At 73.4% G+C, this 14,108-nt stretch carries 10 protein-coding genes; 5 read left to right on the top strand and 5 right to left on the bottom strand.

Features of this window, described 5'->3' with window-relative positions:
- Together ACFV5N_RS06355 and ACFV5N_RS06350 are read right to left on the bottom strand one after the other, a co-directional pair.
- Positions 1 to 523, bottom strand: a 523-nt coding sequence (locus ACFV5N_RS06355) for an ABC transporter ATP-binding protein (protein WP_385594814.1), incomplete at its 3' end; no start/stop codon positions are given.
- 101 nt (positions 524 to 624) lie between these two features.
- Complete coding sequence (locus ACFV5N_RS06350; RefSeq protein WP_385594811.1) at positions 625 to 1,554, bottom strand: LLM class flavin-dependent oxidoreductase; 930 nt, start codon at positions 1,552 to 1,554, stop codon at positions 625 to 627.
- A gap of 104 nt (positions 1,555 to 1,658) precedes the next feature.
- Between ACFV5N_RS06350 and ACFV5N_RS06345 the strand changes: the two genes are divergently transcribed.
- Entirely contained in the window at positions 1,659 to 2,546 is an 888-nt protein-coding gene (locus tag ACFV5N_RS06345; protein ID WP_385594808.1) for an HAD family hydrolase, read from the top strand.
- Between the two features lie 25 nt (positions 2,547 to 2,571).
- Here ACFV5N_RS06345 and ACFV5N_RS06340 read toward each other — a convergent pair whose 3' ends face one another.
- From ACFV5N_RS06340 to ACFV5N_RS06330, 3 genes are all read right to left on the bottom strand, one after another.
- Positions 2,572 to 3,678: a hypothetical protein gene (locus tag ACFV5N_RS06340; protein ID WP_385594805.1), complete on the bottom strand. Its 1,107-nt coding sequence runs from the start codon at positions 3,676 to 3,678 to the stop codon at positions 2,572 to 2,574.
- Between the two features lie 254 nt (positions 3,679 to 3,932).
- A complete protein-coding gene (locus tag ACFV5N_RS06335) occupies positions 3,933 to 4,913 on the bottom strand; it encodes a metallophosphoesterase family protein (protein ID WP_385594802.1) in 981 nt (326 codons plus the stop codon).
- A gap of 199 nt (positions 4,914 to 5,112) precedes the next feature.
- Positions 5,113 to 6,267 (bottom strand): LacI family DNA-binding transcriptional regulator, encoded by a 1,155-nt coding sequence (locus tag ACFV5N_RS06330; RefSeq protein ID WP_385594799.1) that lies wholly within the window; start codon positions 6,265 to 6,267, stop codon positions 5,113 to 5,115.
- A gap of 323 nt (positions 6,268 to 6,590) precedes the next feature.
- On the opposite strand from ACFV5N_RS06330, the gene hisC reads away from it, so the two are divergent.
- The 4 genes from hisC (at position 6,591) to cydD (ending at position 14,096) form a co-directional block, all read left to right on the top strand.
- Positions 6,591 to 7,739: a histidinol-phosphate transaminase gene (gene hisC / locus ACFV5N_RS06325; protein ID WP_385594796.1), complete on the top strand. Its 1,149-nt coding sequence runs from the start codon at positions 6,591 to 6,593 to the stop codon at positions 7,737 to 7,739.
- A gap of 141 nt (positions 7,740 to 7,880) precedes the next feature.
- Positions 7,881 to 9,443 (top strand): cytochrome ubiquinol oxidase subunit I, encoded by a 1,563-nt coding sequence (locus ACFV5N_RS06320; protein WP_385594793.1) that lies wholly within the window; start codon positions 7,881 to 7,883, stop codon positions 9,441 to 9,443.
- Between the two features lie 23 nt (positions 9,444 to 9,466).
- A complete protein-coding gene (gene cydB, locus ACFV5N_RS06315) occupies positions 9,467 to 10,471 on the top strand; it encodes a cytochrome d ubiquinol oxidase subunit II (protein ID WP_385594790.1) in 1,005 nt (334 codons plus the stop codon).
- Positions 10,472 to 10,505: 34 nt separating this feature from the next.
- The gene (cydD, locus tag ACFV5N_RS06310; protein ID WP_385594787.1) at positions 10,506 to 14,096 is read left to right on the top strand and encodes a thiol reductant ABC exporter subunit CydD; all 3,591 of its coding nucleotides are present in this window, start codon (positions 10,506 to 10,508) and stop codon (positions 14,094 to 14,096) included.
- Positions 14,097 to 14,108: the final 12 nt, after the last annotated feature.

The following is a 14,108-nucleotide window of genomic DNA, read 5'->3' as shown; positions in this document are numbered from 1 at the left end:
GGCCGAGCATCTCGTCCCGGCCGGCCGGGTCGAGGCCGTTGGTGGGCTCGTCCAGCAGCACCAGCTTCGGGTCGTGGACGAGGGCCTGGGCGAGCTTGACGCGCTGCTTCATGCCGGTGGAGTAGCCGCCCATGGGGCGGTACCGCTCCTCGTACAGGCCGACGTGCCGCAGCGTGTCGGCGGTACGTTCGCGGGCCGCCGTGCTGGGCAGCCCGGACATCCGGGCCATGTGCACGACGAACTCGGTCGCCGACACGTCGGGCGGCAGGCAGTCGTGCTCGGGCATGTACCCGACCTGCTCCCTGATGGCGGCGCCCTCGCGGGCGGTGTCCTTGCCCAGCACGGCCGCGCTGCCCTCGCTGGCGGGGGCGAGCCCCAGCAGGATCTTGATCAGCGTCGATTTGCCGGCGCCGTTGGCCCCGACGAGGCCGGTGACGCCCGGCCCGATGTCCACGGTCAGCCGGTCGAGAGCGGTCACCCGGGGGTACCGCTTGCTCAGGCTCTCGGTCGCAATCACACTCACCCGGTCGACCCTAGTGCCGCCCGCGGGTCCCCACGTCCCTCTCGCGGGTGCCTTTCCCCTTAGGGGAAGCCGGGCCCGCCCCGGGGACGGCCGGGCCCGGCCTACCGGGCCAGCTGGGCGAGCCCTTCGGTGGCGATCCGCTCGAAGACCGCGGGGTCGGCCGCGTACACCGAGTCGGGCACCGGGTAGTGGACAACGAGTTCGGTGAAGCCGAGTTCCGCGCAGCGGCCGGCGAAGTCGACGAACGCCGCCACGGACTGGAGCGGGTCGACCCCGGGAGCCAGGGAGGAGTCCAGGACGACCTTGTCCAGCGCGTCCGGTTCGCGGCCCGCCTCCTCGCAGATGCCGGCCAGCCGCTCCACCTGGCGGCCGAGGCCGGCGAGGAACGCGTCAGGGCCGCCGTCCAGGGACTTCGGGTCGCCGGTGGTCACCCACGCCTGGCCGTGCCGGGCGGCCAGCCGCATGCCGCGCGGCCCGGTGGCGGCGACCGCGAACGGCAGCCGGGGCCGCTGCACACAGCCGGGGATGGTGCGGACCTCGTGCGCGGAGTAGAAGTCGCCCCGGTAGGAGACCCCGCCGGTACCGCCCTCGCTCAGCAGCCGGTCCAGCAGCGGCACGAACTCGGCGAACCGGTCGGCGCGCTCGCGCGGGCTCCACGCGTCGTGGCCGAGCGCGGTGGCGTCGAAACCGGAACCCCCGGCACCGATACCGAGGGTGAGCCGGCCGCCCGAGATGTCATCGAGCGTGATCAGTTCCTTCGCCAGCGTGACGGGGTGCCGGAAATTTGGCGAGATCACCATGGTGCCCAGCCGGATGCGCTCCGTGGCGGCCGCCGCCGCGGTCAGGGTGGGCAGCGCACCGAACCAGGGCTGGTCACGGAAGGTGCGCCAGGAGAGATGGTCGTAGGTGTACGCGGTGTGGAAGCCCAGCTCCTCGGCGTGCTGCCAGCTCCGGCGTCCCCCTTCCCGCCAGCGCCAGACGGGAAGGATGACGGTGGAGAGCCGCAGGGGGAGGGCGGAGGAAACAGCCATGCGGGGAAGCCTAGGCCCTTTCCGGTCAGGAATTCACCGCTTCCGGCCGATGGCTCATGCGTGCGGGGACCCCGCACGCATGGGCGGGCATATGCTGCATGACTGTGCCTGACTCCGTGTCCACACCAGTCGCCCGCACCCTCACTCTCCCCCCGCAGCCCCCGCGCACCGCGCTCCCCAAGCTCATCGCCACCGACCTGGACGGCACCCTGCTGCGCCGCGACGGGACCGTCTCCCCGCGCACCGCCGCCGCGCTCGCCGCCGCCGGCCGGGCCGGCGTCGAGGTGCTGTTCGTGACCGGCCGCCCGGCCCGCTGGGTCGTCCCGCTCCGCGAACACGCCACCGGCCGCGCCCTGGCCATCTGCGGCAACGGCGCCGCCCTCGTCGATCTGCGCGCGGGCGGCACCCTGCTCGCCGCCCGCGCCCTCCCGGCGGCCAACGCGCTCGGCCTGGTCGCCGCGCTGCGCGCCGCCGCCCCCGGCGTCACCTTCGCCGTGGAACGCGCCGGCGGCATCCACTACGCCACCGGCTACCCGCCGCTCCACGAGGAGGACCCGACCGTCGTCGGCACCACCCCCGTCGAGGACCTGCTCGCCGAGGACGGCCCGTACGCCGGCCAGCCGCTCCTCAAACTGCTCGCGCACCACCGGGAGCTGGCCCCGGACGCCTTCCTGGCCCTGGCCCGCTCGGTCTGCGGCGGACTCGGCGAGATCACCCGCTCCTCCCCCACCCCCCTGCTGGAGATCAGCGCGCCCGGGGTCACCAAGGCCAGCACCCTGGCGCTGCACTGCGCCCGGCACGGCATCGCGCCCGGCGAGGTGGTGGCGTTCGGGGACATGCCGAACGACCTGGAGATGCTGCGCTGGGCGGGCCGCGCCTACGCCATGGCCAACGCCCACCCCGCGGTGCTGGCCGGCGCCACCCGGCGCACCCTCTCCCACCAGCGGGACGGGGTGGCGGTCGTCATCGAACGGCTGCTGGCCGGCTGCTGAGGGCCGCGCGGCTCACGGCGGCGGCTCAGGAGCGGTTCTCCTCGCCGCCGGCCCCGCCCGCCGCCTCGTCCTTGCGGTGCGGGCCCGCGTACCCCGGGCTGCCGAAGTCCGGGGCGGCGTACCCCTTCGCGCGCCGCTCACCGCCCTCCCCCTCGCCCTCGCCCTCGCCGCCGCCGGAAGAGGAGGAGGACGAGTCGAAGCCGGGGCGGGCGTAGTCGCCCGCGGTGTAGTCACCCGCCGAGAAGTCGCCCGCCGTGTACCGCCCGGTGGAGTAGCCGCGGCTCGCGCCGCCCGAGCGCTCGGGCGAGGCGTAGTCGGGCGCCGCGTACCCCTTGGACGGGGCCGGGTCCTCCCCGCGCTGTGTGGAGAACTCCGGGCTGGAGAACTCCGGCCGCGAGTACTCGGGATGCCCCACGCGCGGCGTGGTACGGGGCGCCCCGCCGGTGGGGCTGGAGAACTCGGGGCTGGAGAACCGCCGCTGCGGTGCCACGCGCCCGGCCGCCGCACCCTCGCCCGCGCCGTCCCCCGCGCCGCCGGTGCCGTGCGACGCCACCGCCTGGCGCACGAACGGCGCGATGCCGCGCTCGGCGAGCGCCCGCCGCCAGTCCTCGCGCGCCTCGGCCACGTCCCCGGCCAGCCGGCCGCGCCCCGCGTCCTGCTCACCGGCCCGGATGGCGGAGGCGGAGCCGTTGCGGGCCGCCGTGATCACCAGCCCGGCCACCGCGAGCAGCAGCCCGAAGGCGGCGAACAGCGCGAACAGCCAGCCGATGTCGCGCATCGAACGGCCCACCGCCGCCTCGTTGCCGGACAGGCCCATGAGGTAGCCGACCAGCAGGAACACCACGGCGGCGACCCCGGCCAGTACGGGGATCAGCACCGAGACGACCGCCAGGTTGCCGCCGCCGGATCTCTCGCGCCCGGCCGGCTGCCCGGCACCGGCCCGCAGTTGCTCCCGCAGCCGGACGTAGCGGTGGTACTCGTCGGTGGCGGGGGCGGTCAGCTGCGGTCTGGCCTCCAGCGCGGCCCGCCGCACCTGGCGGACGGCGGTGGTGCGCCCGGCACCGTTCCCCAGCCGCGCCGAGCGCAGCGCCTCGTCGAGGACCCGCTCGAATTCGGCTCGATCCTCTGGCAACACGTCATGAGCGCCGTTCATATAAGTCCCCAGATGCTCCGAAGGGCCTTCCTGCCGACCGGGCGGTCAGGTGGGCAGAGAGCTGGTGAGGGACTGATGGTAAAGGGCTTCCGGCGCCCGTCATAGGAGATTGCCGGAATCTTTCCGTCCGTCACCTCGCCGGAGGGATTCCCGGCACCCCCGCGGCCTTGTGCGCCCCCTTCTCACCTGCCCGCCGCTGTGGCCGGGCACTCCGCACAACAGGGAACGGACGCTCAATCATCCAGGGGAAGCCGGGCCACCAGAAGTTTTCCGGCCATGGTGACGCCGCCGTCCATCGCGATGGCGAGGGAATCCGCATAGATGTGCGGGCCGTCGATCCGGGGCGCGGCGTCCGGCGCGTCGGGGTCGCCCGACTCGGATTCGGCGGGCTCGCCGGTGAGATACGGGATGGGGCTGTGGCCGTGCACGATGCGCTTGCCGCCGTAGGTGTCCAGGAGTTCCCTGGCGGCCTGCGGGCCGTCCTCGTCCCGGAACGCGAACCGCTTGGTGAATTTGCGGAACAGCTCCCAGGTCTCCTCCGCGTCATGGCGCGCGAGAGCCTGCCAGATGGCGTCGTTGACGTCGTCGACGTTCTGCCCGTATTCGAGATAGGCCGTCGTGTCGGAGTGCAGCAGCAGATGGCCGTCCGCCACCGCCATGGAATCGAGCCGGGACATCCACTGGATGTGATGGTCGCGCAGCCGTTCCATGTCGGCGCGCTGACCCCCGTTCAGCATCCAGGCGGCATGGAAGGACGCGGTGCCCGCTCCCGAGTCCACCGGGGTGTCGCCGAACCGGCTGGCGCCGAGGAACAGCAGTTCGTGGTTGCCGAGCAGGGCCTTGCAGTAGCCGCCGGCCGCCGCGGCCTCCGCCGAGAGCCGCATCACCATGTCGATGACGCCGATGCCGTCCGGGCCCCGGTCGGTGAAGTCGCCCAGGAACCACAGCCGGGCGTTCCCGGCCGCCCAGCGGTCCTCGTCGTCGGTCAGCCCCGCGGCCCGCAGGGCGGCGCGCAGTTCGTCCAGATAGCCGTGGACGTCACCGACCACGTACAGCGGCCCGGCGCCCTCGATCACCGGCAGATCGCGCACGGTGGGGGTGTACAGATCGGGTTCACGGGTGGGCCGGGGAGGAATGGCCGGACCGCCCTCGGCCGCGCCCTGCCACGTCGTGGGTCCCTCGCCGGCCCCCTGAGTCATCGACCCCTCCACCATCACACGCCGCCTTCACCTGCGGGACCTGCCGTTTCGGCCGGGTCCCGGTGCCATTCGCCCATCATAGGAATCCAGCCGCTCACGTGTGACACACCGGGGGTGACGATCTTCGGCGCGGTGCGTACCGGCGCGTCGCCACCGGTGCGGTCGGCGCGAGGTTCTGTCGTAAGACGATATTGCCGGAACCGGCGGCTGGAAACTAGCGGTCGCCGAACGGCGGGGTACGCGGCGCGGTGACCGTGGTGCGCGGGGCCCGGCGCGCGGTGCGCTGGGAGGAGGTGCGCACGATCAGCTCGGTGGGCATGAGTTGGTGCGCCGGGGCCCGCACCCGGTCGCGGTCCCGGCCCGGACCGCGGTCCGCGGCGTTCTCGATGGCGTCGATCAGCAGCTGGACGACGGTGGAGCCGATGCGGCCCGGCTTGAGCGACAGGGTGGTGATGGGCGGCTCGGTGGTGGCGTACACCGGGGACTCGCTGCAGCACACCACCAGCAGATCGTCGGGGACGCGCAGCCCGTAACGGCGGGCGGCGGCCAGCAGGTCGGTGCCGTTGGGGTCGAAGAGACCGTAGACGGCGTCGGGCCGGTCGGGTCTGGCGAGCAGCCGGTCGGCGGCCACCGCGCCGGCGCACGGATCGTGGGCGGGGTAGGACTCGTACACCGGCTCCTGGCCGACCCGCTCGCACCAGGAGAGGTAGGCGGTGGTGGAGAGCCGGGTATAGGTGTCGGTGCTGGTGCCGGTGAGCAGGCCGATGCGGCGGGCGCCGGAGCCGGCCAGGTGGTCGAGGAGGCCGAGGACGGCGGCCTCGTGGTCGTTGTCCACCCAGGCGGTGACCGGCAGTGCGGCGTCGGGGCGGCCGTCGGAGACCACCGGAATGCCCTGGCGGACGAGTTCGGTGACGACCGGGTCGTGGTCGGCGGGGTCGATGACCACCGTTCCGTCCAGGGCCACGTTCGACCAGACGTCGAAGTCCCGGTGGTGGGAGGTGGCCGGGAGGATCACCAGGGCGTAGCCACGGGCGAGCGCGGCCGAGGTGGCGGCGCGGGCCATCTCCGCGAAGTAGGCGAACTCGGTGAAGGTGAACGGCTCTTCGCCGTAGGTGGTCACGGTGAGCCCGATGAGCCCGGACTTGCCGGTGCGCAGCGTGCGGGCGGCGGCCGAGGGGCGGTAGCCGAGCCGGTCCGCGACGCTGCGCACGTGGCGGCGGGTGGCATCGGGCAGCCGGCCCTTGCCGTTGAGCGCGTCGGAGACGGTCGTGATCGAGACACCGGCTGCCGCGGCGACATCTCGGATGCCGGCCCGCCCGCTCGGCCGGCGCCCGGCGGACCGAGTCACCTGATGCTTCGCTGCTGTCATGGCGACCTGATCGTAGGCCCGGGGACGGGGCGGTCCATCGCGATGCGGCGGCGGGGGCGTGATGACGTTTCTGCAAGGTCAATTTGGCGTTCTGCCTTCGAATGAAAGGGTCAGATCCCCGCTTTCCCTGCAAGGGAACCGATGTACGAGCGCTTACTTCCGAACGCCGCACTCGAAATCAACGGCAAGTGGTTCACTCTCACGAGTGATGCGCGCCAGGGCGCTCGCCACCGGCGCGGAAGGTCGTGCGAGCGCTGCGCCCCCACCGTCGGGCCGGTCCGGGGGGATACGCCCGGCGCGGCTTTCCTCATACAGTGTGGAGGATGACCGCATCTTTCCAGGACGCCCCGCGGGACGCCGCGCCCGACTCCGTTCCGGCCGCGGAGGTGGCCGGCCCCCGGCTGCGCGCCGCGCTGGAGGACATCCCCGCCTATCTGCCGGGCCGCCCGGCCGCCGCCCGGGCCGACGGGCGGGCGGTGTACAAGCTGTCCTCCAACGAGAACCCCTACCCACCGCTGCCCGGGGTGCTGGAGGCCGCCGTGGGCGCGGCCGGCGCCTTCAACCGGTATCCGGACCTGGCGGCCGGTGAACTGCTGGCCGAACTGTCCGGCCACTTCGGCGTACCGGTGAGCCATCTGGCCACCGGCACCGGCTCGGTGGGCGTCGCCCAGCAGCTGCTCCAGGCGACGGCGGGGCCGGGGGACGAGGTGGTGTACGCCTGGCGGTCCTTCGAGGCCTATCCGATCATCACGCAGATCTCGGGGGCGACCTCGGTCCGGGTGCCGCTGACGGCCGGCGAGGAACACGACCTGGACGCGATGGCCGACGCCATCACCGACCGCACCCGGGTGGTCTTCGTCTGCACCCCGAACAACCCGACCGGTACCGCCATCGGCCACGCCGCGCTCGCCCGGTTCCTGGACCGGGTGCCCTCCGACGTGCTGGTGATGATCGACGAGGCGTACCGGGAGTTCGTGCGCGACGAGGCGGCGGCCGACGGTCTGGCGCTCTACCGGGACCGGCCCAACGTCTGTGTCCTGCGCACCTTCTCCAAGGCGTACGGGCTGGCCGGGCTGCGGGTGGGCTTCGCGGTGGCGCACGAGCCGGTGGCGGCGGCGCTGCGCAAGACGGCGGTGCCCTTCGGGGTGAGCCAGATCGCCCAGAACGCGGCGATCGCCTCGCTGCGCGCCGAGCCGGCGCTGCTGGAGCGGGTGGCGGCCCTGGTCACCGAGCGGACGCGGGTGGCGGACGCGCTGCGCGCGCAGGGCTGGGCGGTGCCGGAGTCGCAGGCGAACTTCGTGTGGCTGCGGCTGGGCGCGGACACCGCCCGGTTCGCGGCGGCCTGCGAGGAGGCGGGGGTGATGGTGCGGCCGTTCGCGGGCGAGGGGGTACGGATCACGGTCGCCGAGCCCGAGGCCAACGATGTGGTGCTGGCCACGGCGGCGGCCTTCCGCGCCTCCGTTTTCTCCTGAGTGCACCCCTCCTGACCTGCGCTTTCCGCGTTTCGCACCGCTCTCGGACCCCCCTGGGGGACCCCGGGGGCGGTGTGCCATCATCGTACTTGTGAATGTGAATACGTTCACAAGGTACGGGGCGCAGGGAAGGAGACCCCCGTGGATCTGGCGCTCGCCGACGAAACACTGGCACGGTGGCAGTTCGGGATCACCACCGTCTACCACTTCCTCTTCGTACCGCTGACGATCTCGCTCGCCTCCCTCACGGCCGGCCTGCAGACCGCCTGGGTACGCACCGGCAAGGAGAAGTACCTCCGGGCCACCAAGTTCTGGGGAAAGATCTTCCTCATCAACATCGCGCTCGGCGTGGTGACCGGCATCCTGCAGGAGTTCCAGTTCGGCATGAACTGGTCGGACTACTCCCGCTTCGTCGGGGATGTCTTCGGGGCTCCGCTGGCCTTCGAGGCGCTGATCGCCTTCTTCTTCGAGTCCACCTTCATCGGACTGTGGATCTTCGGCTGGGACAAGCTGCCGCAGAAGATCCACCTCGCCACCATCTGGATGGTGGCCATCGGCACCGTGCTCTCCGCGTACTTCATCCTCGCCGCCAACTCCTGGATGCAGCACCCGGTCGGCTACCGCATCAACGAGGAGACCGGACGTGCCGAACTGACCGACATCGTCCACGTCCTCACCCAGAACACCGCGGTCGCCCAGTTCGCGCACACCATCACCGCCGCCTTCCTCACCGGCGGCGCGTTCATGGTCGGCATCGCCGCCTACCACCTGATCCGCAAGCAGCACATCCGCGTCATGCGCACCTCGCTGCGGCTCGGGCTGATCACCATGGTCGTGGCCGGCATGCTCACCGCCTTCTCCGGCGACCGGCTCGGCAAGATCATGTACGACCAGCAGCCGATGAAGATGGCCGCCGCCGAAGCGCTGTGGGACACCCAGGCCCCCGCCCCGTTCTCCCTGTTCAGCATCGGCGACGTGGCCCAGGGCCACAACGACGTCGCCATCGAGATCCCCGGACTGCTCTCCTTCCTCGCCCACGACAACTTCCACGACCCGGTGCCCGGCATCAACGACACCAACGAGGCGATGCAGGAGCAGTACGGGCCGGGCGACTACCGCCCCAACATCCCGGTCGCCTACTGGAGCTTCCGCTGGATGATCGGCTTCGGCATGTCCTCGGCCGCGCTCGGCGCCGCGGGACTGTGGCTCACCCGCCGCCGGCTGTGGCTCTCGGAGGACCTGCGCACCGACGAGGACACCGTGCCCCGGCTCGCCCTCACCCGCGACCGCGAACTGGGCCCCGCCCTCACCCGCGGCTACTGGCGGCTCGCCCTGCTCACCATGCTCTTCCCGCTGATCGCCAACGCCTGGGGCTGGATCTTCACCGAGACCGGCCGCCAGCCCTGGGTGGTCTACGGCGTCCTGCGCACCTCCGACGCCGTCTCCCCCGGCGTCTCGCAGGGCGAGGTGATCGCCTCCATGACGCTGTTCACCCTGCTGTACGCGATCCTCGCCGTCGTCGAGGTCCGGCTCATCGCCAAGTACGCCAAGGCGGGCCCGCCCGAGCTGACCGAAGCCGACCTCAACCCGCCCACCCGCATCGGCGGCCACGACCGCGGCAGCGGACCCGGCGGCACGGACGGCACCGGCGACCCGGACGGGACGCGGCAACCGGAGGACCGTCCCATGGCCTTCTCCTACTGAGACCCGCGCACAAGGAGCATGTGATGAACCTCCCCGACGTGTGGTTCGCCCTCATCGCCGTCCTGTGGATCGGCTACTTCTTCCTGGAGGGCTTCGACTTCGGTGTCGGCGTCCTGACCAAGGCCCTCGCCCGCGACCGCACCGAACGCCGCGTCCTCATCAACACCATCGGCCCGGTCTGGGACGGCAACGAGGTCTGGCTGCTGACCGCGGCCGGCGCCACCTTCGCCGCCTTCCCCGACTGGTACGCCACCCTCTTCTCCGGCTTCTACCTGCTGCTGCTCGCCGTCCTGCTGTGCCTCATCGTGCGCGGCGTCGCCTTCGAGTACCGCGCCAAGCGGCCCGGCGAGCGCTGGCAGCGCAACTGGGAGCACGCGATCTTCTGGTGCTCGGCGGTGCCCGCCTTCCTGTGGGGCGTCATCTTCGCCAACATCGTGCGCGGTGTCCCGCTGGACGCCTCCCACGAGTACACCGGTGACGTCTTCGGCCTGCTCAACCCGTACGCCCTGCTCGGCGGGGCGCTCACCCTGGTGCTGTTCACCTTCCACGGGGCGGTCTTCACCGCCCTCAAGACGGTCGGCGACATCCGGGGACGGGCCCGGCGGCTCGCCACCGGACTCGGTCTGGCCGCCCTGGCGCTGGCCGCCGCCTTCCTGCTGTGGACCCAGGGCGCGAGCGGCGACACCCGTACGCTGGTCGCCATGGTGGTCGCGGCGGGAGCGCTGGCCGCGGCGCTGGCCGCCAACGCCAGGGGGCGCGAGGGCTGGGCGTTCAGCTGGTCGGGGCTGGCCATCGTGGCCGCCGTGGCCATGCTGTTCCTGGCGCTGTTCCCCGAGGTGATGCCCTCGACCGGGGACCCGGCCGGCACCCTCACCATCGAGAACGCCGCCTCCAGCCCCTACACGCTGCGGATCATGACCTGGTGCGCGGCCATCGCCACCCCGATCGTCCTGCTCTACCAGGGCTGGACGTACTGGGTCTTCCGCAAGCGCATCGGGACCCAGCACATCGCGCCGGCGGCACACTGACGACGGCCTCAGCAGCAGGGGACGGAAGGGACCGATGAAGCCGGTAGACCCGAGACTGCTCCGTTACGCCCGAGCCACCCGCGGCTTCCTGGCCGCCTCCGTGGCACTCGGGCTGACCGGGGCCGTCCTGCTCATCGCCCAGGCCATGCTGATCGCCGAGATCGTGGCCGGCGCCTTCTGGGACGGCCGCGACCTCGCCTCGCTCCGCACCGCGCTGCTGCTGCTCGCCGCCACCGCGCTGGGGCGCGCGCTGGTGGCCTGGCTGACCGAACTGGCCGCCCACCGGGCCGGGGCGGCGGTGAAGTCCGAGCTGCGGATGCGGCTGCTCGGGCACGCCGCCCGGCTGGGCCCCGGCTGGCTGAGCCGGCAGCGCAGCGGTGAACTGACCGCGCTGGCCACCCGGGGCGTGGACGCGCTCGACGACTACTTCGCGCGCTATCTGCCGCAGCTGGGCCTCGCGGTGGTGGTGCCGGTGGCGGTCCTGGCCAGGATCGTCACGGACGACTGGGTCTCGGCCGCGATCATCGCGGGCACCCTGCCGCTGATCCCGCTCTTCATGATCCTGATCGGCTGGGCCACCCAGGCGCAGATGGACCGCCAGTGGCGGCAGCTGGCCCGGCTCTCCGGCCACTTCCTGGACGTGGTGGGCGGGCTGACCACGCTCAAGGTGTTCGGCCGGGCCAAGGCCCAGGCCGAGAACATCCGGGCCATCACCGCCGACTACCGCCGCTCCACCCTGCGGACGCTGCGGGTCGCCTTTCTGTCGTCCTTCGCGCTGGAACTGCTCGCCACCATCTCGGTCGCCCTGGTCGCCGTCACCATCGGCATGCGGCTGGTGCACGGCGAACTCGACCTCTACACCGGCCTGGTGGTACTGATCCTGGCGCCCGAGGCCTATCTGCCGCTGCGGCAGGTCGGTGCCCAGTTCCACGCCGCTCAGGAGGGTCTGTCGGCGGCGGCCGAGGTCTTCGAGGTCCTGGAGACCGCACCCGACCGGGAGGCGGGCACCGTCGCCCCGCCGGCCGGCGCGCCGATCCGGCTCGACGGCGTGGCGGTCCGCCATCCGGGCCGGGACCAGGACTCCCTGGCACCGACCACCCTCACCCTCGCACCGGGCGAGACCGTGGCGCTGACCGGCCCGTCGGGCGCCGGCAAGACCACCCTGCTCCATGTCGTCCTCGGCTTCACCCGCCCGGCCCGGGGGCAGGTGCTGGTCGGCGACACCGATCTGGCCACCGTGGATCTCGCCGCCTGGCACCGCCGTATCGCCTGGGTGCCCCAGCACCCCCGGCTGTTCGCCGGCACCATCGCGGAGAACGTCCGGCTGGCCCGCCCGGAGGCCACCGACGCGGAGGTCACGGCGGCGCTGCGAGCGGCGGCAGCCGGGGACCTCGACCCGCGGCGGCTCCTGGACGAGGCGGGCGGCGGCCTGTCGGCCGGTCAGCGCCAGCGGGTCGCCCTGGCCCGCGCCCTGCTGGCCGACCGCCCCATCCTGCTGCTCGACGAACCCACCGCCGCACTGGACGGCAGCACCGAGGCGGAGGTCGTCGCCACCATCGCCGCGCTGGCCGCCGACCGTACCGTCCTGCTGGTCACCCACCGTCCGGCTCTGCTGGCCGCCGCCGATCGGGTGTTTCACGTGAAACACGGCGCGGCCGTCCCGACCGCCCCGGACGCCGCGACCGAACACCTGTCCAGCCAGGGTGCGGCCGTCCGCCCCGCACCCCCCGCTCCGCAGCCGCAGCCGCAGCCGCAGCCCACCGTCGCGCCGCCGGCGGACGCTCCGGGCGACCCCGGCACCGGCACCGGCACTCCCGCCCTCGGCCCGCTCGCCTGGGTACGGCGGACCGGCGCGGGCCGGCGCGGACAGCTGATCCTCGGAGCCGTCCTCGGCGCCCTCGCCCTCGGCTCCGCCACCGGGCTGATGGCCGTCTCCGGCTGGCTCATCTCCCGCGCCTCGGAACAGCCACCCATCCTCTATCTGATGGTCGCCGTCACCGCCACCCGGGCCTTCGGCATCGGCCGGGCCGTCTTCCGCTACGCCGAACGCCTCGTCAGCCACGACGCCGTCCTGCGGATCCTCGCCGGGCTGCGGGTGGCCGTCTACCGGCGGCTGGAGCGCCTGGCCCCCGCCGGACTGCGCCGCACCCGGCGCGGTGACCTGCTCTCCCGGGTCGTCACCGATGTCGACGCCCTCCAGGACTACTTCCTGCGCTGGCTGCTGCCCGCCGTCGCGGCCGGCACCGTCTCGGTCGCCGCCGTCGCGTTCACCGCCTGGCTGCTGCCCGCCGCCGGTGCCGCCCTCGCGGCGGGGCTGCTCCTGGCCGGAGTGGCCGTCCCCGCCCTCAGCGCCGCGCTCGCCCGCAGGACCGACCGCCAGCTCGCCCCCGCGCGCGGAGAACTGGCCACCCGCACCGTCGACCTGCTCACCGGCACCGCCGAACTGACCGTCGCGGGCGCCCTCCCCGCCCATCTGGAGGCCGTCCGCGCCGCCGACCGCCGGCTGACCCGGATCGCCGCCAGGTCGGCCGCCGTCACCGGCCTGGCCGGCGGACTGCTCGCCCTCATCACCGGGCTCACCGTCACCGCCGCCGCCTGGGCCGGCGTCCCGGCGGTGGCCGACGGCCGGCTCGGCGGCGTCTGGCTGGCCACCGTCGTCCTCGTCCCGCTGGCCGCCTTCGAGGCGGTCCTCGGTCTGCCCCTGGCCGTACAGCACCGGCAGCGCGCCCGCCGCGCCGCCGAACGCGTCCGCGATGTCCTGGACGCCCCCGCGCCGGTCCGGGAGCCCGAGCGTCCCGCCGCCGCCCCGGCGGGCCCGTTCCCCGTGCGGCTGCGCGGCCTGACCGCCCGCTACCCCGGCGCCGCGCCCGACGCCCCGCCCGCCCTGGACGGCATCGACCTGGACCTCGTCCCCGGCCACCGGATCGCGGTCGTCGGCCCCTCCGGGGCCGGCAAGACCACCCTGGCCCAGGTCCTGCTGCGGTTCCTCGACCCGGCCGGGCCCACCGGCGCCGGCCCCGCCCCGTACACCCTCGCCGGTACCCCGGCCACCGACCTGGACGGCGACGCCGTACGGCGCCACATCGGCCTGTGCGCCCAGGACGCCCATCTCTTCGACAGCACCCTGCGCGAGAACCTCCGGCTGGCCGACCCGTCCGCCGACGAGGACGCCCTGCGCTCCGCGCTGGCCGGTGCCCGGCTGCTGGACTGGGTGGACGCGCTGCCCGACGGCCTGGACACCGAGGTCGGCGAACACGGCGCCCGGCTCTCCGGCGGCCAGCGCCAGCGGCTCGCGCTCGCCCGCGCCCTGCTCGCCGACTTCCCGGTGCTGATCCTGGACGAGCCGGCCGAGCACCTCGATCTGCCCACCGCCGACGCCCTCACCCACGACCTGCTCGCCGCCACCGAGGGCCGCACCACCGTGCTGATCACCCACCGGCTCGCCGGGCTCGACGCCGTCGACGAGGTCCTGGTACTCGCGGCGGGACGGCCCGTCCAGCGCGGCCCGTACGCCGAGCTGGCCGCCACCGAGGGGCCGTTCCGCCGGATGCTGGAACGCGAGGCCGGAACCGGGACGGAGACCCCGGCCCGGCCGATCCCGACTTTCGCCGCAAAGAGGGACTAACTACCCTCGCTG

The sequence above is a fragment of the Streptomyces sp. NPDC059853 genome (assembly GCF_042731495.1).
In the GTDB taxonomy this organism is placed as follows: Bacteria; Actinomycetota; Actinomycetes; order Streptomycetales; family Streptomycetaceae; genus Streptomyces.
Note: the sequence above shows the minus strand (reverse complement) of the source record. Positions and strands in the feature narration are given on the sequence as shown.

Excerpts from the sequence above, each read along its gene's own strand:
- ACFV5N_RS06350 (WP_385594811.1), bottom strand. The coding sequence starts at position 1,554 with ATGGCTGTTTCCTCCGCCCTCCCCCTGCGGCTCTCCACCGTCATCCTT.
- ACFV5N_RS06335 (WP_385594802.1), bottom strand. The coding sequence starts at position 4,913 with ATGGTGGAGGGGTCGATGACTCAGGGGGCCGGCGAGGGACCCACGACG.
- ACFV5N_RS06330 (WP_385594799.1), bottom strand. The coding sequence starts at position 6,267 with ATGACAGCAGCGAAGCATCAGGTGACTCGGTCCGCCGGGCGCCGGCCG.
- hisC (WP_385594796.1), top strand. The coding sequence starts at position 6,591 with ATGACCGCATCTTTCCAGGACGCCCCGCGGGACGCCGCGCCCGACTCC.
- cydB (WP_385594790.1), top strand. The coding sequence starts at position 9,467 with ATGAACCTCCCCGACGTGTGGTTCGCCCTCATCGCCGTCCTGTGGATC.
- cydD (WP_385594787.1), top strand. The coding sequence starts at position 10,506 with ATGAAGCCGGTAGACCCGAGACTGCTCCGTTACGCCCGAGCCACCCGC.